Below are 20,364 nucleotides of genomic sequence, written 5' to 3' on the forward strand. Positions count from 1 at the left end.
ATCGCTCACACCGTCGCAATTGACGCCTTATCGGAAAGAAATGGGCTTTCTTCGGGGAGTTATGGGCACAGCGGAACCACGAGCGTACGCAGCGTAGTCACCGGAGCCGGGTGCGCAGCGCCGTGAACAGGTACGCGCACAGCAGTGCCCCGAGCGACAACGCCAGTGCGGCGCCCACGGGTTGAGCGAGGACACGGGCGGCCGCGAGCAGGTACCGCTCACCTCCGAAAGGCCACTGCAGCAGGAGGACCTCCCGCATCCGCACCGGGAAATCGGCCGCCAGGCGCACGGCCGGGCCCTGCAGGGCCTTGTGCAGGACGGGAACCACGAGAACCGGTACGGCAAGGACGGCGGCCAGTCCGGCCGTCGTGGACCGGAACACCCCGGCCGCCAGCACCCCGGCCCAGGCGCAGCCGACGACCAGCCCGAACCAACTCGCGGTGAGCGAGAGCCAGTCCGCGGGAACTTGCGTGACCTCCCGTCCGTAGACGATATAGAGCACTTCGGCGTCGCAGCCCACGGTGAGGAAAGCGAGCAGTACCGCGGTGGCCCCGGAGACGAGCAGTTTCGCGGTGAGCAGCCCCAGCCTGCGGGGGACGGTGCCGCGGTCCGCCGCCAGGGCGGGGTGGCGGAACTCGTCCCCGAAGGCCAGCGCACCGAGCAGCCCCGCCGCGAGCGCCGCGGGCGGCAGCGGCAGCTCCCGCGGCCACGCCGCGAACAGCCGCGCATGCGGGGTGTGACCGATCCGCGCCAGGAGTACGGCGGTGAGCGCGGAGACCACCAGCACGGCACCGCAGGTGAGAAAGCCGGTACCGATCCCGGTCGCGCGCCGGATCTCGTAGCGGAGGGGGCGCAGGGGGCTGCGGGCGGGGCGGACGGAGATGGGGGGTGGGAGGGGGGAGGGGGTGGCGAGGGGGCGGACACCGTCGGGACTGGCGGCACGGCCGGCCTGCGGCTGCCGTGCGCCGGGGTTCCTGGCGCCGGGGAGGAAGGTACGCGTGCCGGTGAGGGTCGTTGCGGGAGTGCGGGTGCCGTCGGTCTGCGGCTCGGAGGCCGTCGCCACCGCGCCGAGGCCGGCGTCGGGGGTGGCGGTCGGGTCGGCGGACCGGCCACCGGCGGCTCTGGCGGATGCCTCGCCGGCGCCACCGCCGGGCGTGGCCCTCTCACCGGAGGTGGTGACGCCGTGCGCCGTGGCGTCGGCCGGGGAGGCGGTGGTCGGCGAGGCGTCGCGGGTCGGGGCAGCGGAGATGGTCGGCGGGCTGTCCTGCACGGTCCCTTGATCAGCAGCTTGGCCGCGTGCAGACCACTCGCTGTCGGCGGCCCTCATCGGCGCCGAGAGGTTGGATTCCGGTTGCCGTTCCCCGACCGGGGAGAGGCCGGCCGCAGCCCGCTCCGCCTCCGGCGCGGACGGGTCGGCCGGGGTGCGTTCCCACTGGCTCGACGTGTTCCCCGAGGCGGTGGCGTTCGCCGACGCACGATCCGGCGCCGGGGTGTCCGCTTCCGGTGTCGGCCGGTCGGGGGCGATGGTGCGGGGTTCGGCCGCTGCGGGGTCGGACGCAGCGGCGCCCGATGCCACCGTCGACTCCGGAGTACGCCGCTCCGCCGCCGGAGAGCCCGCTGTCGTGATCTCCTGCGAGATTTCCGGCCTCGCGTGTTCGGGTGCCGTCGGCAACTCGTCCGTGGCTCGGCCGGGCTCCTGGGGTGAGCTGCCGATCGCGGAGAAACCGAACACCGGACGTTCGCGCCCCGTCCACGCGCGGCCGGCCGAGGCCTGTCGCCACTTCCCCTCCGGGGTATCCGGGGCCGCCGGGTGCCGCTCCGCCGGACCGCGCTCCGGGCGGGCTTCCCCGTCCGCCGGTGCTGCGTCCGGCACGGCCTGCCGGAGCTCGGCGGAGCACTTCCCGTCGTCGCCCTCGGCACCGGCGCCCGGCCCCATGTCGCCCACCTCGTCGGCGAGTTGATGGACGAGGATGCCGTTGCGGAAGGCGATCTCGCCGACGTCGGCGGTCGTCGTGCCGTACACCGACAGGCGGTTGCCGTCCTCGCGCACGACTTCGACGGAGCGTCGCGCGATACGGGCGTCCTTGGTGAGCAGGGCCGCGAGGCGTGCGGCATGGGGGCTGCGAACGGCCACGCGCGGGCGCAGCCGGGTGCGGGTGAAGGCTTTGGCCTCCTGGTCGGCGACGAGTCGGCCGCCGTCGAGGGTGACGACCCGGTCGGCGCTGCGTGCGGCCTCCTTGGGGTCGGCCGTGGTGAAGAGCACCGTGCCGCCCTGGGCGGCGTGGGCCCGCAACATGCTGTGCAGCCACTGGGCCTCCCGGACGGCGAGACCGTCGGTGGGTTCGTCCAGGACGAGCGTGTGCGGGTCGGGGAGCAGGGCGCAGGCCAGGCCGAGTCTGCGGTCCATGCCGCGGGACAGCGTGCCGAGGCGTTCTTCGCGAAGGCTGACGAGACCGACCACTTCGAGGACCTCGTCCGCCCGTCGGGCGGGAACTCCCGACGCGGCGCACAGCATGCGCAGATGGCCGCGGACCGAGCGGGCCGGGTGGCCCGGTACGTCGCCGAGGAGTACGCCGACTTCCCATGAGGGGTGGGGGATCAGGTGGAGGGGGCGACCTCTGAAGTATGTGATGCCGCGCCCCTGTTGGAGCTCCAGCATCAGTTTGAGCACTGTCGTCTTGCCCGCGCCGGCGCTCCCGAGGAGCGCGGTCACATGCCCGGCGCGCGCTTCGAAGGAGATGTCGTCGACGGCGGGCGGATGCGCCTTGCGGGGATTGCTGGTCAGTCCGAAGGCCTGGATCACCTGCAGCAAGATAGCGCGACATGTCCGGTTTTTCGGGTATAAGGCGCTTTGCGGAAAGATGCCGCGTGGCCTGACCCCTTCCCTGTCCACCGTTCGATGGAGTCGGCGCTGGCACGGACGGCCGGCGCCGACTGTCCTCGGCCCGACCTCAGACCTCGGGGCGCAGCATCGGCGGGTTGAGCAGGGTGGCGCCGCCGGCCCGGAAGAGCTGGGCCGGCCTGCCGCCCTGGCGTGTGGTCGTACCTCCCGTGGGCACGAGGAAGCCGGGGGTTCCGGTGACCTTGCGGTGGAAGTTGCGCGGGTCGAGCGCCACGCCCCACACCGCCTCGTACACCCGGCGCAGCTCGCCGACGGTGAACTCGGGCGGGCAGAAGGCGGTGGCCAGCGACGAGTACTCGATCTTGGAGCGGGCGCGTTCCACTCCGTCGGCGAGGATCTGGGCGTGGTCGAAGGCGAGCGGCGCCACGGGTTCGCCGTCGCGGCCGTAACCGCCCTGCTGGAGCAGTTCCTCGACCGGGGCCCAGCGCGCGTTGCTGGCGTCGCCTCCGGCACGCGGTGCGGGCAGGTCGGGCGCGAGCGCGAGATGCGCGACGCTGACCACGCGCATGCGCGGATCCCGCTTGGGGTCGCCGTAGGTCGCGAGCTGCTCCAGATGGGCTCCGTTGTCCTGGGCCGGGGCCGAGGGGTCGTGGGCACACAACCCGGTTTCCTCGGCCAGCTCGCGCGCCGCCGCCTGGGACAGATCCTCGTCGGCCCGTACGAAGCCGCCGGGCAGCGCCCAGCGTCCCTGGAAGGGAGGCTCGCCCCTGCGGACCGCCAGCGCGCACAGGGCATGGCGGCGCACGGTCAGCACGACCAGGTCCACGGTGACGGCGAAGGGCGGAAAGGCTGACGGGTCGTAGGGCATGCGGCGATCATAGTCGTCTTCCTGACGATAAACACTCCCTTCGTCGGGCGCATCGGTGGCGGTTCCGCTTCGTTCCGGTATGAGGCGCAGGGGCGGCTCCCGGTTCGTCGGTCCGATGGTGTCGTTCGAGGTCACCCTCCTTTCCGTGGAGGTCACGCACCCAGTTGCAGGCCGTCCGCCGCCTCCTCCACCATGGCGAGTCCCAGTCGGCTGATCCGCACGGCGAAGGGGGCGCCCGCGACGCGCAGTCCGCTGAGTCCGAGTTCGCCGAGCGGGGCGCTCCGCACGGGGCGCAGGGTGACCGTGCGGGCCGGGGCGTCGGGACGGATACCGGCGAGGGCGGTGAACAGCAGGACCACGGAGGCCGCCGCGGTGGCCGCCGGGCGGCAGGCTGCGGGGTGCGGAAGGGGCGCGGTGGTGGCGGAGCGCTGTTCGCCGGCGAACATCTCGGGGAGTCGGTGACCGAAGTGTTCCGCCGCTTCCAGCAGACCTTTCAGCAGGCCGGCCGCTTCCTTCTCGTACCCGGCGGCTGCCAGCCCGGCGACTGCGAGTGCGGTCTCATGGACCCGCACGGCTCCGGTGCGGTGGCCGAACGGGTTGTGTCCCGCTTCCTTAGCGCCAAGGCCACGCAGTCCCCAGCCCGCGTCCATGGCGGGGGTGCCGAGCAGCCGGGCGAGGTGTTCGGTGTGCACCTTGTCGAGCAGTCCCGGGGCGAGCCGGCCGGAACCGAGCAGGCCGGTGTCGAGGAGGTGGACGGCGGTGGCGGCCAGGTGGGGCACGGGTCGGCCGTCCGGCGCCAGGGCCGCGGCCGGGCGTCCTCCGCTGCGGTCCTCCAGCCAGAAATCGGCTCGGAAGGCGGTCCGCAGGGTCTGGGCCCACTGGCGTAACTCCGTGGCGCCCGGTCTGTCGTAGGCGTCGAGGAGATCGGCGCCGAGCAGGGCGGCGCGATGCGCGTGGGCCTGCGTTTCGCAGCGGGCCGGTCCCGTGGGGTGCGGGTCGGGGAGGTAGGTGCCGTCGCCGACGGTGGTTCGCAGCCAGGTCAGGCAGCGCTCGGCCGCGGGCAGCAGCTCCTGTGTCTCCGGCTCGGGCAGCCCCCAGCGGCGGGCTTCGGCGAGCAGGACGGGGAAGAGCAGCGTGGCTTCCGTTCCGGTGCAGCTCGGGGGGAGGTGCGGGCCGGCGTCGCGTCGGGGGCCGGGGATCATGCCGGCCCGGGGGCTCGGGCCCTGGAGCTGGGTACGGGCGAGGGTGCGCAGGGTGCCCGCGGCGAGGCGGGTACCCAGGGGCAGTGTCATGCGGGCGGCGGCGAGCGCCTCGGCCGGCGCCACTCCGCAGCGCCAGGGGACGCCCGCGGCGAGGTAGGTGTCGGAGGGGTGCGCGGGGTCCCGCAGGAGGAGTGCCTGGAGGTCGGCGACGGCCGAGTGCAGCAGCGGGGCCGCTCGGGGGTCGTCGCCCTCCGCCCGCGCGGGGGCGAGGGGGCTGGTGGCGGCCTGCCCAGCAGGCCGTAGGGGGCCTGCGCCTTCGGGTCGCACCCGCAGTTCCACGGCTGCCGTCCCGCCCGGTGGCAGTTCCAGTTCCCAGCGCAGCAGGCCGGCGGATGCCAGGGCGTCGGAGGGCGGTGGGTCCGCGGTGACGCAGGCGGCGGTGTCGGCCGTGGCCCAGCGCAGGCCCGAGTCGTGGACACTGGCCGGGAGTTCCGGGCCTGCCGTACCGGCGGCGATGGCGGCGAGTTCCGCCAGGTCGGTGCCGAGGGCGACCTCGACGGGGAGACGCAGCGGGCGCAGGGCGGCGTTGCGGAGGGTGATCCGTTCCGTCCCGTCGGCGTGGCGTGTTCGTTCGACGACGACATCGGGGTCGGGGCCCGCGGCCGGGGAGGCGCGCAGCGTCCCCACGAAGCGGGCGCTGTCGGCTCCGGTCATCCCGGCCTGCACCGGCAGCGGTTCACGGCCTGCCACACGGAGCTGGCACCGGGAGAGCAGGCGTCTGCCGCTTCGGTAGACCCCCTCCAGTCCCAGGCCGGCCAGTTGGCCCGGCTCCCCGGAGATGGCGAGACCGGGCAGGGCCACGCAGATCAGCGCGGTGTGCGTGGGCGGCAGCTCGGGCGCCGGGCGGCTGCCCTGGGGTGTCCGTGGTGGCGGGGCCGCGCCGGGACGGCGGGGCCCGGCGGTGACGGGGGGCTGAGGGCTGCCCTGGGCGGCTGGGAAAGACGAGGAGGAGAGACGTGGGTCGGCGGACGGCGGTGGAAGGTCGGCGGTCTTCGGGGTGCGCGGGGCGGCGCCGGCCGCCGGGAACGGCGTGGGCCTGCTCCAGGGTGGACGTTCGCCGGCGGCGGAGGGCGGAGTCGGCTGCTGGTGCATGGGGTGGCTTCTTCTGCGCTCGGTGCGCCTCGGACGTGCTGGGCGGCTGGTGGGTCGCCCCGGAGGGCAGGGAAGGTACGGCGGCAGGGCCTGTCCAGGCGTTCCGCCACTCAGGTGAACGGAAGGGGCCTTGTCCGGGTCACGGCTCGGTGGGGAGAAGCCGACCGAATGGTGGTGTGACCGGCCGACAGGGGTGGCCGTCGACGCGCTGACCGGCCGTCCGCCCCGGCCCCGCGTCGGGAGGGCGCTGCGGTGGCGGGCGGTGGCGCCTCCGCTGTCTGCCGTGGGCCCGACGGGCGTTCCGGGCAGAGCCGTACCGGTCAGGGCCGATTGCCCGGGCCGCCGCCGGCCGAAGCTCATCCGTCGCCCTCGGCCTGCGGGTTCCGGCTGTCCGGCAGGGCGCCACCGGCCGTCACGTCGCTGGGAGCCGCCGCACGGGTGCGCGTGGTGCTCGCCCCACGGGTGCCGGGCCCGGTGACGTCGGCGGCGGACGAACGGGGACGGGAGTCGGCCGGCCGCTGCCGGCGTCCCTTCGCCCGTGCCGGGTGACGGCCGTCGTCGTCCTGGGTCCGTGCACGGCGTCGCCGCTGTACGCGCGTCCGGGAGCCCGGTTCGGCACGCTGGTCACTCTCGAGCGGGTTGGCCCCATGTGCCGGGGCCGGGGTCTGCGGGGGTTCGGCGAGAGCGGTCTGCGGTCCCTGGGCCGCTTGCTCCGTCGAGCGCACGTGCTCCCCCGGGTCCGCTTGCTCGGCCGGGACAACTCGCTTCCCCGAGAACGCTCGCTCCCCGGAAGCGGCTTGCTCGTCCGAGGCCGCTCGCTCTCCCGAGGCGGCTTGCTCCTGGGAGGCGGCTTGCTCCGAAGTTTGCGCCGGTGGGCGTCGCGCGCCCTCTGTGCGCAGGCAGCGGCGGACCGCCTCGGGGTCGAGCCCCTCGTTGCAGGCCTGGTGCAGCAGGCGGGCGAAGAGGTAGTCGGGGTCCGCGGCCAGTGCCATGGCCAGCGCCTCGCGCGCCTCCAGTTCGTCGCCCAGGGACCAGGCGACCCAGCCCGCGAGGGTCAGCGGTGCCGCGGCGTGCTCTCCGTAGGGGCCGACGCAGCGACGGGCCAGGGCGCGCCAGAGCCGGAGCGCCGGGCCGGCCTCGTCCCCTTCCATCCAGGCGGCGGCCCTGTCGCGGGTCGTGCGGTCCTGGAGTCCGAGGATCAGGGTCGCCGCCTCGTCGACCGCGAGGAGGTCGTCGTCGCGTACGTCCGCCGGATGGGCGCCGGAGACCGGTGCCGCGGCGGCGTATCGGCGGATGATCCGCTCGGCGAGATCGATGGTCTCCTCCGCCACTTCCTGGCGGGCGGTCTCGTCCAGGATGCGGGGCACGAGGCTCATGCCGGCCGCGTCCAGGGCGATCTCCTGTTCCAGCGCGGCGGCGGTCTCCCAGGGCTGCAGCCGGGCACGCAGTTCCCTCAGGGTGCCGCGGACCTGGATGCCGGCGTAGGTGGCCGCAGCGGCGAGCACGGAGGTGCCGGGCAGGCCCATCGGCGAGCCTTCCTCGGGGCAGCAGTCCGTGACCGGGCAGCAGTACGACCAGAAGCGGCCGTCCGAGACGCAGAGGGCCTCGATGACCGGCACGTCGAGGTTGCCGCACTCGATGCGCATCAGCTGGGCCAGCCTCTCCAGCCGTCGCTTGACGTCCCGGCCGGACTCTCCGGGGCCGGGTTCCTGGCAGACGTAGGCCACCATCCGCTCGGGCCGGGAGCCGCGCCGCTCGCTGCCGGTCACCAGCCCGCGGGCCAGCTGCCGGGCGGCGGCCTCCCAGTCCTCGTCGTTCGCGGGGATGCCGAGCCGGGCCCGACCGCCGAACCTGCCGCGGCCTCCGTGGTCGTGCAGCGCGACGAGGACCATGCTGTCCTCCGGGCGGTAGCCGAGCAGGTAGGGCAGGGCGTCGGCCAGTTCGGCCGGGGTGCGCAGAGTGACCTGCGTGGCGTGTTCGACCGGTCCGGCCGGAGGCGCCTGCCCCGAGATGTCGTCGTTTCCGTGGGGTCCGGTGGTTCCGCTGTGATTCGTCATGCCCCGACGATCTCGCGGATCGGGAGATTCCGGTTGAGCTTGTGGATAAGTCGGATCAGGGACACGACAAGGCTGTCCTCGTTGTCCACAGCCCTGCCTCGGGCCCGCCCGATTGTCGGTCCCGTCCTGTTGTATGGACGCATGGAGCACACGAGCAACGCGGATCTCCGCGCACAGGCCGACACCGTCCTCGCCCGGCTCGTCGGGGACGCCACGGGCGCCGCCCGGCTGCGCGAGGACCAGTGGCGGGCGATCGAGGCACTGGTCGCCGACCGGCGCCGGGCCCTGGTCGTGCAGCGCACGGGATGGGGCAAGTCCGCGGTGTACTTCGTGGCGACCTCGCTGCTGCGCGCCAGAGGAAGTGGTCCCACGGTGATCGTCTCGCCGCTGCTCGCGCTCATGCGGAACCAGGTGGAGGCCGCGGGCCGGGCCGGTATCCACGCCCGGACCATCAACTCCGCCAACACCGAGGAGTGGGAGACCGTCCAGACGGAGATCGCGGCCGGCGACGTCGACGTACTGCTCGTCTCGCCGGAGCGGCTGAACAACCCCGACTTCCGTGACCAGGTCCTGCCCAAGCTGTCCGCGGCGACCGGCCTGCTGGTCGTGGACGAGGCCCACTGCATCTCCGACTGGGGCCACGACTTCCGCCCCGACTACCGTCGGCTGCGCACCATGCTCGCCGACCTCCCGCCCGGCGTCCCCGTGCTGGCCACGACCGCCACGGCCAACGCGCGGGTGACCGCGGACGTCGCCGAGCAGCTCGGCACCGGCGGCACGTCCGACGCCCTGGTGCTGCGCGGGCCACTGGACCGGGAGAGCCTGAGTCTCGGTGTACTGCGCCTCCCGGACGCCGCGCACCGGATGGCGTGGCTCGCGGACCATCTCGGTGACCTGCCGGGCTCGGGCATCATCTACACGCTCACCGTCGCCGCGGCCGAGGAGGTCACCGCCTTCCTGCGGCAGCGCGGGCACGCCGTCGCCTCGTACACGGGCAAGACGGAGAACGCCGAACGCCAGCAGGCGGAGGACGACCTGCTCGCCAACCGCGTCAAGGCCCTGGTCGCCACCTCCGCGCTCGGCATGGGCTTCGACAAGCCGGACCTCGGTTTCGTGGTCCATCTCGGCTCGCCCTCCTCCCCCATCGCCTACTACCAGCAGGTCGGCAGGGCCGGCCGCGGCGTCGAGCACGCCGAGGTACTGCTGCTGCCGGGCAAGGAGGACGAGGCGATCTGGGAGTACTTCGCCTCGCTGGCCTTCCCCTCCGAGGATCTCGTCCGGCGCACGCTGGACGCCCTCGCCCGGGCGGACGGGCCCCTGTCCCTGCCGGCCCTGGAACCGCTGGTCGAACTGCGCCGCTCACGCCTGGAGACCATGCTGAAGGTCCTCGACGTGGACGGGGCGGTGCGCCGCGTGAAGGGCGGCTGGATCGCGACCGGACAACCGTGGTCGTACGACGCCGAGCGCTACGCGTGGGTGGCCCGGCAGCGCGCGGCCGAGCAGCAGGCGATGCGCGAGTACGCGACCACCACCGAGTGCCGGATGGAGTTCCTGCAGCGCCAGCTGGACGACGAGGGCGCCAAACCCTGTGGACGCTGCGACAACTGCGCGGGCCCCCGATTCACCTCCGGTCTGTCCACGGCGGCCCTGGACGCGGCGCGCAGTGACCTGGGCCGCGCCGGGGTGGAGGTGGAGCCCCGCCGTATGTGGCCGACGGGCCTCCCGGCGATCGGCATCGACCTCAAGGGACGCATCCCGGCGGGCGAACAGGCCTCGCCGGGGCGGGCTCTGGGACGCCTGTCGGACATCGGCTGGGGCAACCGGCTGCGACCGCTGCTCGCGCCCCGGACACCGGACGCCGCAGTTCCCGACGATGTGGCGCGGGCCGTGGTCGATGTCCTGGCCGACTGGGCCCGAGGTCCCGGTGGCTGGGCCTCCGGTGCGTCCGACGCCCCGCCCCGGCCGGTGGGCGTGGTGACCGTGGCCTCACGCAGCCGGCCGCAGTTGATCCACTCCCTGGCTGCGCGGATCGCCGAGGTCGGCCGGCTCCCGCTGCTCGGCTCGGTGGAATACGCCGGGGACGTGCCCCGGTCGCCGCGCAGCAACAGCGCACAGCGGTTGAAGGCCCTGGACGGCGCGTTGACGGTGCCGCCCGCCCTGGCTGCGGCCCTCAGCGAGACACACGGTCCGGTGCTTCTGGTCGACGACTTCACGGAGACGGGCTGGACCCTGGCGATCGCGGCCCGGCTGCTCCGGAAGTCCGGGGCTCGGGGCGTGTTGCCGCTGGTCCTCGCCGTTCAGGGCTGACCGGCGCCTCGCCGCTGCGCCGGCCGGAGCCGAGCGCTGTGCTGCCGCCGGTCCTGGCGGGCCCGGGATTGGTCCCCGCGGCCGCTCGCGGGGACCGCCGGACGGTGACCGGCCACCTCAGGCGTCATCAGCCGAACCTTTGGGTAGGGATATAAGCCACGCACCACCTGATAACAGTCGGTGGCCCCAATTGCTCGTTGCCGCATCGAAGTTCGACAGGAAGAATTGAGGTCCGCTCCCCGCACGCCTCGTCCGTGATCCAGTTGGGCTCCGCTGCGGTGCGCGCTCCCCCGAATCCGACCTCGCCCGCAGTATGGGCGCGTAGCCGAAGGGAGGAACGTGACCTTCGGATTCGCCTCGTCCTCGGCGGCCTCGTTGTCGACGTCCGCGTCCGCCGCTTCTGCCAGTCGCCTGCTGGAGCCTGCGGAGTGGGCTGCCGCCGGAATCCCTCTGCTGCGCAACCCCCGTGAGGTCGTCAGCGGGCTGCACGCTCGCCATCACCCGAAGCCGCTCACGGCGATCGTGGCGGTTCTCGACCCGGACGAGCGGCTGCGGGCCAGCGCCTCGTTCACGCGCCGGGCGGCCCCGGCCGACGGCTGGATGTTCCGCAACGCGCTGCTGGCCCAGCTGCGTCGGGTGATTCCCCACGACCTGCGTCGCCGCACCCCTGTACGCACGGCCGTCCTCCTCTACTGCCGTGAGGGTGACGGGCGTTGGACCGAGGAGGACGGCGCCTGGATGTGGGGACTGCGCGATGCCTGCACCCTGCACGGGCTGCGGTGCGGGGCGTACATCACGCTGACGCATGAAGGCTGGCAGGTGCTCGGCGAGGGTCGCGGCGGACGCCGGCCCAACGCGCACTCGGCGCCGGGGCCCGTCGCCACGTCGGAGGGCCCACCGCTGGTCCCCCGCACCGGGGGCCCTGTCTCCGAGGTGCTGCGCCGGGCGGCGGCCCGCTGAACGGCGCGAAGCGGGCGGTACGCCGGCTCGTGCAGCCGGCCTGTAACGCGAACGGCACCGAGGGCCGGGGCGCGATGACCGGACGGAGAGCCGACGTACGCCACGAACAGCGCTGATGAGCGCAGGCGGGCCCATCCTTGAGCCCGGCTGTCCGTCGGGCTCGATTCCGGAGGCGCCCCCGGGGTGCTCGCCTGCGCCACGGCTACGTAGCCGAGCCGCACGGTCCGGACCCGGCATAGGCCACCGCGGCGACACCGGATCAGCCCGCCGGACTGCCCGGCGCGCTCCCAGGGTCACCACGAGCGCAACGCCACGGGCAGCACCCCGGCAGCACGTCGTCCGGGCACGCCGAAAGCCGCACCGTGCGGATTCCGCCGGAGCGGCTCCTTCGGCACTCCGCTGTCCGAGGTGCCGGACGTGGCTTCAGACTCCGGCGCCCAGCACCGAGTTGATCTGCTGCGGGTCGCCGCAGACGATCAGCAGTGCACCGGCCCGCGCGTGCGCCAGGGGGAGGGCGGTGGCAGCGGCGGAGGCGGGGCCTCCGTTGACGGCCACGACGACCACCGGGCGGGACGCGGCGCGGGAGGCGAGAGCGGCGTCGGTGTAGAAGACGTCGTCACCGGCGTCGTGCTGCGCCCAGTAGGACGCGTCACCGAAGGACAGCTCGTGCTCGGCCCACGGGTGCTGCGCACCTGTGGTGATGACGAGCACGTCGCCGGGGGCGCGGCCCGAGTCCAGGAGCAGGTCCACCGCCTCGTCGGCAGCGTCGAGCGCACCCTCGGCCGAGGCCGGGATCAGCTGGATCTGGGGGCTTGCCGCGGTGGCGGCGGGAGCGGCCGGGCCGGACGGGCCAGGCTTGGCCGGAGCCACGTCACGCGGTGTGCGCTGCACCGGCGGCGTGGGCCGCAGAGGGCCGGGACGACCGGGGCGGGACGGAGCCGCGGGGCGGGGGCCGGGTACGGGGCGGGGGGTCGGCGCGGTACGGCCGCTGGCCGGAGTGGCGCGGGGACCCTGGGCACTCTCGTGAATCTGAGGCTCCTCGGGAATGAGAGGCATGAGCTGATATTTATCAAACGTTGGTGCGGTGCGGATGACCGGGTGGCACATCAGTGCGAGCGGAACCGTCAGAAATCGAAGCCGAGCTGACCCTCAATTTCCGGAACGCTTCCGTCCGCCCAGCTGCGGACCTTCTTGAGGTGCCGCCACTGAGGCAACGCATCAAGATACGCCCACGACAAGCGGTGGTGCGGGGTGGGCCCCCACTCCGCCAGTGCGGCCTTGTGCACGGGCGACGGATACCCGGCGTTGTCCGCAAATCCGAAGTCTGCATGGTCGATACCCAGTTCGGCCATCATTTTGTCGCGCTGAACCTTGGCGATCACCGACGCCGCCGCTACGGCCACGCACGACCGATCGCCCTTGATCACCGTGCGCACCCGCCAGGGGGCGCCCAGGTAGTCGTGCTTCCCGTCGAGGATCACGGCATCGGGGCGGACCGGCAGAGCGTCCAGGGCACGGACGGCGGCGAGCCGCAGCGCGGCCGTCATCCCCAGGTCGTCGATCTCCTCGGGGGAAGCATGCCCCAGCGCATAGGCCGTCACCCACCCCTGCAGGGTCACGGCGAGTTCCGTACGACGCTTGACCGTCAGCAGCTTGGAGTCGGTCAGCCCCTCGGGCGGGCGGCGGAGTCCGGTGATCGCCGCGCAGACGGTGACGGGCCCGGCCCAGGCGCCGCGCCCCACCTCGTCGACACCGGCAATGACCTTCGCTCCGGTCGTGGCGCGCAGGGAGCGCTCGACGGTGTGAGTAGGTGGTTCGTACGGCATGGCGCCCTTAGCGTACGCCGCCGCTGTCGCCGCGCGACACCCCGGGCGTACCGCCGCCCGACTGCCCGGGCGTACCGCCGCGCGATACTTTGGCACCCGGCCGGCGCGCAGAGAGCCGGCGCAGGCGGTCAGGTGCCGTAGGGGCGCAGCAGCGGGAGCATCAGCTGGTCGATCATCTCCTCAAGATCCTGATCGTTCCATTCGCTCGCGCACATCTTTGCTCGATACATCATCATGGCCGGGATCGCGTCGAAGACATACCCGTTGGCCGCGTCCGAGCGAACCTCTCCCCGCTCTATTCCACGCTCGATGACCTCCCGGAGCAGCTTGACAGTCGGCTCCACCACGCTCCCGAAGATCACACCTTCGAAGCGCTCGACCTGCATGTGATCGCATTCGTGAATGACCGATCGCAGTGCGACCCCAGGCCGCGAGTACATGATCTGCCGCACCTGCCGGCACAGGGCGAGAAGGTCCTCGCGCACGCTGCCGAGGTCCGGGGCCTGCTCCAGCCGGGGCAGGCCGGACACCAGGGCGTCCGCGACGAGATCCTCCTTGGAGGTCCAGCGGCGGTAGACCGCGGCCTTGCCGGTCTGGGCGCCGGCCGCGACACCCTCCATGGTCAGCCCCTTCCAGCCGACCGTGCTGAGCTGCTCCAGAGCCGCATCCAGGATCGCGCGCTCCAGCACCGCACCGCGCCGACGAGGGGAAGCCGTCCGGGCAGGCGCGGCCGTCCAGCGCGAGGTAACCATCTGTGTTTTCTCCTGCATGCAAGGGAAGCGGGGGTTCCGGGGCAGTGGCGCCGCGCTGCAGCAACAGGGGGACGCGGGGCGCGGCGCGCGATTAAGTGAACGCTTGCGTTCACTGTTGGGGACTCACTACCGTGGACGCGACAGTGAACGCGAGCGTTCACTAACGTCTGTATGGGGGACCCACAGTGACGACCTCTCAGCTCCTCAAGGACGATCAGAAACCAGGCATGGCCCGCCGGCAGGGGCATCCCGGCATCGCACTCACCGTCATCGCGGCTTGCCAACTCATGGTGGTACTCGACGCGACGATTGTGAATATCGCCCTCCCGCACATTCAAGACGCTCTCAACTTCAGCACCACCGACCTGACTTGGGTGGTCAGCGCCTACACGCTCACCTTCGGCGGTCTGCTGCTGCTCGGTGCGCGGGCCGGTGACATCCTCGGCCGCCGCCGGGTGTTCATGGCCGGCATCCTGCTGTTCACCTTCGCCTCGCTGCTGGGCGGTCTGGCCCAGGAACCCTGGCAGCTGCTGGCCGCGCGGGCCCTGCAGGGCGTGGGTGGCGCGATCGCGTCGCCCACGTCGCTCGCGCTGATCACGACGACGTTCCCCGAAGGTCCCGAACGCAACCGGGCCTTCGGTGTGTTCGCCGCCGTGTCGGCGGGCGGTGGCGCCATCGGTCTCCTCGCGGGTGGCATGCTCACCGACTGGTTGGACTGGCGGTGGGTGCTGTTCGTCAACGTACCCATCGGTGTGCTGATCGCCGCGCTCGCGCCGCTGTACATCAACGAGTCCGAGCGTCATCCGGGACGCTTCGACCTCACCGGTGCGCTGACCTCCACGGTCGGCATGGCCTCGCTGGTGTACGGCTTCATCCGCGCCGCCGAGGAGGGCTGGCGGGACGGTCTCACCCTGGGCTCCTTCGGCGCGGCCGTGGTGCTGCTGTTCGCCTTCGTCTTCACCGAGTTGCGGGCGAAAGAGCCGATCACCCCGCTCAGGATGTTCGCGGACCGGAACCGCTGGGGCACGTACGTGATCATGCTGAGCCTGGCCGCCGCGATGTTCGGCATGTTCTTCTACATCGTGCTGTTCGTGCAGAACGTGCTCGGCTACAGCGCCATCAAGGCCGGTGTCGCCTTCCTCCCCGTGACCGTAGCGATCGCGGTGGGTGCGGGTCTGTCGCAGCGCTTCCTGCCGGCGTTCGGCCCCAAGCCGTTCATGATGGGCGGTTCGGCGCTCGTCGTGATCGGGCTCGTCTGGCAGACCTTCATCCGGCCAGACAGCACCTACGTGGGCGGAGTCCTCGGCCCGATGCTGGTCTTCGGCTTCGGCATGGGCCTGAACTTCGTGACGGCCACCGTGACCGCCGTGTCCGGTGTCGCCCAGCACGAGGCGGGCGCGGCTTCCGGACTGCTCAACGCCATGCAGCAGGTCGGCGGTTCGCTCGGGCTGTCCATCCTCACCACCGTCTTCGGGTCGGCCAGCACGGACGAGGGGAAGAAGCAGCTGCCGAAGTTCCTCGCCGACGCCTCGCCGCAGCAGAAGGCTCAGTTCGCCGAGACGCACCAGCTGCCCGCGCCCTGGGGGCACGACGTGCTGGCCCACGGCATATCCACCGCCTTCGTACCGGCTGCCGCGATGGCCGGGCTCGCCTTCCTCACCGCCTGGCTGGTGCTGAGGGTCCGCAAGAGTGACCTCGACTCCCTCGCGGGCACGGCGGGCCCTCACCTCGGCTGATCCGGGGCCGACCGCGCGGAGTCGCGGCCGACCGGACCGCTGCCGGTGCGCAGACGGCGCACGCCGTGATCCGGTCGGCCGTACGACGGCCGCCAGCAGACCCAACAGAGTGAGAAACAGGGCCAGGAACAGAGTGGGAACCAGGCGCGGATCCTCCACCGGTTCCGGCACCGGCCCCAGCGAGACGAACATCATCTCCCGCCCCTCCCTCCCTGGTCGCCACGGCTCCGCCTGCGCTCACACCATCGACGCGGTGTGCAGCGGATAGCGGAAGAACGGCCGGCGGTCACGGAGAGTTCCTAGCGGGCACGGAGAGTTTCTGAGCGGCCGGGCGCGGGAGGGGACGGCGACCGGACCGCGGAAGCCGTCAGACCGCCGCGGGCACCCAGTCCGGCAGCGATTCGGTGCGCTGCACCCACTCGGCGGGCGGTGCCCCGGCCTTGCCCGCGGCGAGCACGCCGCCCACGATCGCGCAGGTCGTGTCGACGTCTCCGCCCACCTGGGCGGTCGTCCAGAACGCCGTCTCGTAGTCACCGAGGGCCCGCGCTGCGGACCAGAGGGCGAAGGGGACGGTGTCATGGGCCGTCGTACGGCGTCCGCAGCCCAGGACGGCCGCGACGGTGGCCGCGTCGTCGTAGTCGAGCATGTCCCGGGCGCGGCGCAGACCCTGGCCGACCGCGCTCTTCGGTACGAGTGCGACGACGCCGTCGAGGAGGGCCTCGGGGGCGGGCGGCCCGTCCGGCGAGCCGGCCAGTGCCGCGGCGGCGGCCACGGCCATGGCCCCGACCACGGCCTCCCGGTGCTGGTGCGTGGGGTAGGCCGAGATCTCCGCCTGATGGGTCGCCTGCTCGGGATCGTCCGCGTACCAGGCGCCCAGGGGCGCGATCCGCATGGCCGCGCCGTTGCCCCAGGAACCCTGTCCGTTGAAGAGGCCTGCGGCCAGCTCCCGCCAGTCCCCGCCCTCCCGGACCAGGCGCAGCAGCCGGTTGACCGCGGGGCCGTAGCCTCGGTCGAAGTCGTGGTGCTCGGCGAAGGAGCGGGCGAGCGCGTCCTGGTCGATGCGGTGATGGGCGGCGAGGACGGCGACCACCGAGCAGGCCATCTCGGTGTCGTCCGTCCACTGCCAGGGGGCTGCGGGCAGCTCGCGGCGCATCAGCAGCGGATAGTTCGCGGGAACGAAGAACTGGGAGCCCAGCGCGTCCCCCACGGCCAGTCCGCGGAGGCTCGCCAAGGCGCGCTCCAGGCGCCCGAGGGAAGAGGAGTCAGCGGTCATCGCCCTGCCACTCTATCCGGTCACCCAGTACGGGACAGGCTTCCGCCAGCGCTCGAAGGGCCGGTCGAGCGTGTACTTGCCGTCGTCTCCCAGAACGAGCATCCGCATCTCGGCGTTCCCGGGATTGGCCAGGGACTCGAATTCCGCGACCGTCCAGTGGAACCAGCGCATGCAGAACAGCCGCATCGCGAGCCCGTGGGTCACCAGCAGAACGTTCGGGGGGTGGTCGGGGGCCTCGAAGCTGCGGAACAGGCTTTCCAGGAAGCCGCCGACCCGGTCGTACACGTCGGCGCCGGACTCGCCCTGCGGGAACCTGAAGAAGAAGTGGCCGTACGCGTCGCGGTAGGCCTTCTGCAGGCGTACGTCGTCGCGGTCCTGCCAGTTGCCCCAGTCCTGCTCGCGCAGTCGGGGCTCCTCCCGGACGCGTATGAGGTCGGAGTCGAGGTGGAACGCGCGGAGCGTCTCGTGGGTGCGGCGGTACGGGGAGACGTATACGCTCACGCGTTCCCGGCCGAAGAGCTCGCGGAGCTGTTCGCCGGTCTCCTCGGCCTGCCTCCAGCCGCGCTCGGTCAGCGCGAGGGCGTGGTCGGGCTCGCGTTCGTACACGGAGTCGTCGACGTTGCCCGTTGACTCGCCGTGCCGGACAAGGACGATGCGCCGTGGTCGTGCCATGCCAAAACCCTAGATCGAATGGCGGGAAGTCGAGCGCTCGTACGGGCTCTATACAGCGTAGGTCACATGTCTCTCACGTCCGGGGCCCGGCTTCCGGACCTGCCGTGCGGCATTGCGGAGCAGTGTGTCCGGTTATCGAACCAAAGGGTGGATCAGACCGTCCAGGACGGTTCCAGGTCCACGATGTCACCGGAGAGCGCCGCGACGTCGGCCTCGGTCTGGGCACGCAGGGCGAGGCGTTCCACACGCTCCGTGCGGTACTTGCCGTGCTCGGCCGCCGACCGCCACATCGACAGGATCAGGAACTCCTGCTCGGGCGCCTCGGCGAACATGCCGCGGATCATGCCGGGCGAGCCGGCCATAGCCGGGTTCCAGACCTTCTCCTGCATGAGCGTGAAGTGCTCGACGCGCTCCTCATGGATGCGGCACAGCGCCACGCGGATCAGATCGGTGTCGCTGAACCGCGGCTCGAAGCCCGTCTTCACATCGAAGCGGTACTCGAACAGTTTGGCCTGGGCGTCCTTGAAGGTGCCGGACTGGGCGGCGGCCAGGCGGTCATGGGAACGGGCCATGAAGGAGTCGTAGAAGGCGCGGCTCTCCCAGAAGGCGAAGATGTGCGCCACCCCCGGCCGCTGCCGGCTCCAGCCCCCACCCTGTCCCCGAAAACCCGGCTCCCCCAGAAGCCCCGCCCATTTCCGCTGCCCCCGCTCGAACCCCCGGCGGTCCACCACGGTGCAGCGAATCCACTTGACCAGCACCGCGCCATCGTAAGGCCACCGGGCGTGGCGTCGGTCACGCTCCGGCGGAGATCACCCGCGCACACTCCCCCGCTCGCGTGGCACGATGGGCAAACAACCCCGGCCGAAGGGGAGTTGGGGGTCGAGCGAGCCACAGGGGGAAGGGAAAGTCTGGTGACCGGCTTCAGCAAGGGAATCCGCAAGGTCGAGATCGCGCTCAAGTGGGACCCCAGTCCGGCAGGTCGGCCGCCGACCGATCTCGACATCGTCGCAGCGACCTTCCTGTCGGGTGACCCGTACGGGGCTCCGGCCTACCTGGTGCACTTCGACAGCCGCTCTCCGGACGGCACGATCCTGCTCAACCGCGACAGCACGGACGGCAAGGGGTTCGGCTGGGACGAGGTCATGACGGTCGAACTGGAACGCCTGGACGACCGCTACGCGCGCGTGGTGGTCGGTATCGTCATCCAACAGCGGTCCGGGCACAAGACGTTCGCCGATGTGCTGAACCCCGCCGCGCGTATCCGTGAGGGCTACACCGTGCTCGCCGAGGACGACTTCGGTTCGGTCCTCGGTGCGACGGCCGCCACCATCGCCGAGTTCGTCCGGGACGACTCCGGCGAATGGACCTTCCACCCCGGCGCGCACGGCTTTGACGAGGACCCTGCGGCCTTCACGCGGGTGATGGGCCGGGCCCGCCGGTCCTGACGTAGCTCGTCCCGAACATGTAAGGGGGCGTCGGCCCTGGCCGACGCCCCTTACATCAGGAACGGCGTGCCGCTCTGGTGGAGGAGGGCACTGTTCCTGGTCTGCGCTATTGCCCGGGGTCCGGACGTCGATCGGGGAACGCACGTAGCCTCAGTTCCGGCGACCGGTGGTCCGCGAGCCACCGCATCCGGTTGTCCTCCGCCGCAAGGGCGGCGACTGCCACCTGGGACCACTCCTCGCGGTCGAGCACGGCGATGTACGCCCTGCGGCAGGCCGCCTGCTGCTCCGCGGTGCACCCGGCCGCCTCCGGAGGCTCTGCCGTCAGGTGCTGGGCCAGCAATGCGATGACGAGGTACCGCTCGACTGTCGGTTCGAGTGAACCCACGCTGTCGGCATGAGCTTTGAGAACCACTGCCGCATGGGGGTAGCGAGCGAGGGTGAGCCCCATCCCTCCGCAGTCGCTCATCATGTGGAGGATCCGGCTGACGTGGTCGACCATCTCGCTGTCGGTGTCGAGTTCGCCCAGCGCCTCATGGAGTTTCGCGACCGTGGCCACTTTTCCGGCGAAGTACCCGTTGAGGAAGTCACCGTCGCAGGCTCTGCGAAGCAGCCAGGGCCGGGCAGCCGGATCGTCCAGTCGGCACAGGGCTTCGACGACGTAGACGCGGCCCCAGCCGGTGACTCGGTCGGCGAGCCACAGCAGGCCCTCGGTGCCTCCCGGCAGCCTCTCGAGAGCGTGCGCCGCCAGGGGCGCGAAGCGGTTGGACAGCAGCCCGATCGTCTGGATCAGCGGGATGTCCTCGGCGGTCCCCACAGTCGCGACCAGGGCGAGCCCCACAGTGACCGCGCATCGATCGCTGCCGTGCCGGACGAGCCAACGGCCCGTTTCGCGCACGCGACGCGGGTCCGCGCGCTCCGCCGCGGCGGTGATGTGTTCGTCGGGGTGGATCGGGACGTGGACGTCGTGGAAGGCGTCGAGCAGATCGCTGGGAGGAGCGGCGGCTCGGGCGAAATGCGCGTCCAGGATGTGCGCAGCGCCCTTGCCGGCCAGGCGCCGGTCCTTCGGCGCTCTCGGTCCAGGTTTACGGCGGTGCGAGGCATCGTCGGGATAGGGCGCCCCGTCCCGGGGCAGGGGCTCTCCTGGAGCAAGCGCGTGCAAACGCAGCGCGTGTTCGAACAGGGTTGTCCGTGATTCGGGCGGTTGCGTCCCGGCCGTCTCGCTCATCGGCTGACGGAGGACTCGATTCTCTTGATCATGTCGGGGAGCATGAC

General features: G+C 72.2%; 15 protein-coding genes. 4 read left to right on the plus strand and 11 right to left on the minus strand.

The features are described 5' to 3' along the window. Nucleotides 1-97 precede the first annotated feature (97 nt). The 4 genes from ACZ4U1_RS33770 to ACZ4U1_RS33785 all read right to left on the minus strand — a co-directional run bounded on the left by ACZ4U1_RS33770 (nt 98) and on the right by ACZ4U1_RS33785 (nt 8,121). Complete coding sequence (locus tag ACZ4U1_RS33770; RefSeq protein WP_467907982.1) at nt 98-2,803, minus strand: ABC transporter ATP-binding protein; 2,706 nt, start codon at nt 2,801-2,803, stop codon at nt 98-100. A 148-nt stretch (nt 2,804-2,951) separates the two neighbouring features. Then, nucleotides 2,952-3,710, minus strand: a complete 759-nt coding sequence (locus ACZ4U1_RS33775; protein ID WP_467907983.1) for an NUDIX hydrolase — start codon at nt 3,708-3,710, stop codon at nt 2,952-2,954. A 152-nt stretch (nt 3,711-3,862) separates the two neighbouring features. Beyond that, complete coding sequence (locus ACZ4U1_RS33780) at nt 3,863-6,064, minus strand: glycogen debranching N-terminal domain-containing protein (RefSeq protein WP_467907984.1); 2,202 nt, start codon at nt 6,062-6,064, stop codon at nt 3,863-3,865. A gap of 356 nt (nt 6,065-6,420) precedes the next feature. Beyond that, a complete protein-coding gene (locus ACZ4U1_RS33785) occupies nt 6,421-8,121 on the minus strand; it encodes a DUF4192 domain-containing protein (RefSeq protein WP_467907985.1) in 1,701 nt (566 codons plus the stop codon). A gap of 141 nt (nt 8,122-8,262) precedes the next feature. On the opposite strand from ACZ4U1_RS33785, the gene ACZ4U1_RS33790 reads away from it, so the two are divergent. Next, on the plus strand, nt 8,263-10,428 hold the full coding sequence (locus tag ACZ4U1_RS33790; RefSeq protein ID WP_467907986.1) for a RecQ family ATP-dependent DNA helicase: 2,166 nt from the start codon (nt 8,263-8,265) through the stop codon (nt 10,426-10,428). Between the two features lie 339 nt (nt 10,429-10,767). Beyond that, nucleotides 10,768-11,388, plus strand: a complete 621-nt coding sequence (locus ACZ4U1_RS33795) for a hypothetical protein (protein ID WP_467907987.1) — start codon at nt 10,768-10,770, stop codon at nt 11,386-11,388. A gap of 423 nt (nt 11,389-11,811) precedes the next feature. Here ACZ4U1_RS33795 and ACZ4U1_RS33800 read toward each other — a convergent pair whose 3' ends face one another. The 3 genes from ACZ4U1_RS33800 to ACZ4U1_RS33810 form a co-directional block, all read right to left on the minus strand. Continuing rightward, on the minus strand, nt 11,812-12,444 hold the full coding sequence (locus ACZ4U1_RS33800) for a hypothetical protein (protein ID WP_467907988.1): 633 nt from the start codon (nt 12,442-12,444) through the stop codon (nt 11,812-11,814). A gap of 68 nt (nt 12,445-12,512) precedes the next feature. After that, nucleotides 12,513-13,214, minus strand: coding sequence for a ribonuclease HII (locus ACZ4U1_RS33805; protein ID WP_467907989.1), 702 nt, complete (start codon nt 13,212-13,214; stop codon nt 12,513-12,515). Nucleotides 13,215-13,342: 128 nt separating this feature from the next. Beyond that, complete coding sequence (locus ACZ4U1_RS33810) at nt 13,343-13,966, minus strand: TetR/AcrR family transcriptional regulator (protein ID WP_467908058.1); 624 nt, start codon at nt 13,964-13,966, stop codon at nt 13,343-13,345. Between the two features lie 185 nt (nt 13,967-14,151). Between ACZ4U1_RS33810 and ACZ4U1_RS33815 the strand changes: the two genes are divergently transcribed. After that, nucleotides 14,152-15,702, plus strand: coding sequence for an MFS transporter (locus tag ACZ4U1_RS33815; RefSeq protein WP_467907990.1), 1,551 nt, complete (start codon nt 14,152-14,154; stop codon nt 15,700-15,702). A 367-nt stretch (nt 15,703-16,069) separates the two neighbouring features. Here ACZ4U1_RS33815 and ACZ4U1_RS33820 read toward each other — a convergent pair whose 3' ends face one another. The 3 genes from ACZ4U1_RS33820 to ACZ4U1_RS33830 all read right to left on the minus strand — a co-directional run bounded on the left by ACZ4U1_RS33820 (nt 16,070) and on the right by ACZ4U1_RS33830 (nt 18,405). Beyond that, a complete protein-coding gene (locus ACZ4U1_RS33820) occupies nt 16,070-16,975 on the minus strand; it encodes an ADP-ribosylglycohydrolase family protein (RefSeq protein WP_467907991.1) in 906 nt (301 codons plus the stop codon). Nucleotides 16,976-16,987: 12 nt separating this feature from the next. Next, nucleotides 16,988-17,647, minus strand: a complete 660-nt coding sequence (locus ACZ4U1_RS33825; protein ID WP_467907992.1) for a histidine phosphatase family protein — start codon at nt 17,645-17,647, stop codon at nt 16,988-16,990. A gap of 152 nt (nt 17,648-17,799) precedes the next feature. After that, nucleotides 17,800-18,405, minus strand: coding sequence for a YdbC family protein (locus ACZ4U1_RS33830; RefSeq protein ID WP_388314989.1), 606 nt, complete (start codon nt 18,403-18,405; stop codon nt 17,800-17,802). 153 nt (nt 18,406-18,558) lie between these two features. On the opposite strand from ACZ4U1_RS33830, the gene ACZ4U1_RS33835 reads away from it, so the two are divergent. Beyond that, nucleotides 18,559-19,092 (plus strand): TerD family protein, encoded by a 534-nt coding sequence (locus tag ACZ4U1_RS33835; protein WP_467907993.1) that lies wholly within the window; start codon nt 18,559-18,561, stop codon nt 19,090-19,092. A gap of 106 nt (nt 19,093-19,198) precedes the next feature. Here ACZ4U1_RS33835 and ACZ4U1_RS33840 read toward each other — a convergent pair whose 3' ends face one another. Beyond that, complete coding sequence (locus ACZ4U1_RS33840; protein WP_467907994.1) at nt 19,199-20,317, minus strand: hypothetical protein; 1,119 nt, start codon at nt 20,315-20,317, stop codon at nt 19,199-19,201. Between the last annotated feature and the right edge of the window lie 47 nt (nt 20,318-20,364).

This window comes from Streptomyces sp. NPDC028928 (assembly GCF_055564915.1).

Bases quoted from the DNA above. Each gene is read 5' to 3' on its own strand.
- ACZ4U1_RS33775 (WP_467907983.1), bottom strand. From the start codon at position 3,710: ATGCCCTACGACCCGTCAGCCTTTCCGCCCTTCGCCGTCACCGTGGAC.
- ACZ4U1_RS33780 (WP_467907984.1), bottom strand. From the start codon at position 6,064: ATGCACCAGCAGCCGACTCCGCCCTCCGCCGCCGGCGAACGTCCACCC.
- ACZ4U1_RS33785 (WP_467907985.1), bottom strand. From the start codon at position 8,121: ATGACGAATCACAGCGGAACCACCGGACCCCACGGAAACGACGACATC.
- ACZ4U1_RS33790 (WP_467907986.1), top strand. From the start codon at position 8,263: ATGGAGCACACGAGCAACGCGGATCTCCGCGCACAGGCCGACACCGTC.
- ACZ4U1_RS33800 (WP_467907988.1), bottom strand. From the start codon at position 12,444: ATGCCTCTCATTCCCGAGGAGCCTCAGATTCACGAGAGTGCCCAGGGT.
- ACZ4U1_RS33805 (WP_467907989.1), bottom strand. From the start codon at position 13,214: ATGCCGTACGAACCACCTACTCACACCGTCGAGCGCTCCCTGCGCGCC.
- ACZ4U1_RS33810 (WP_467908058.1), bottom strand. From the start codon at position 13,966: ATGGTTACCTCGCGCTGGACGGCCGCGCCTGCCCGGACGGCTTCCCCT.
- ACZ4U1_RS33820 (WP_467907991.1), bottom strand. From the start codon at position 16,975: ATGACCGCTGACTCCTCTTCCCTCGGGCGCCTGGAGCGCGCCTTGGCG.
- ACZ4U1_RS33825 (WP_467907992.1), bottom strand. From the start codon at position 17,647: ATGGCACGACCACGGCGCATCGTCCTTGTCCGGCACGGCGAGTCAACG.
- ACZ4U1_RS33840 (WP_467907994.1), bottom strand. From the start codon at position 20,317: ATGAGCGAGACGGCCGGGACGCAACCGCCCGAATCACGGACAACCCTG.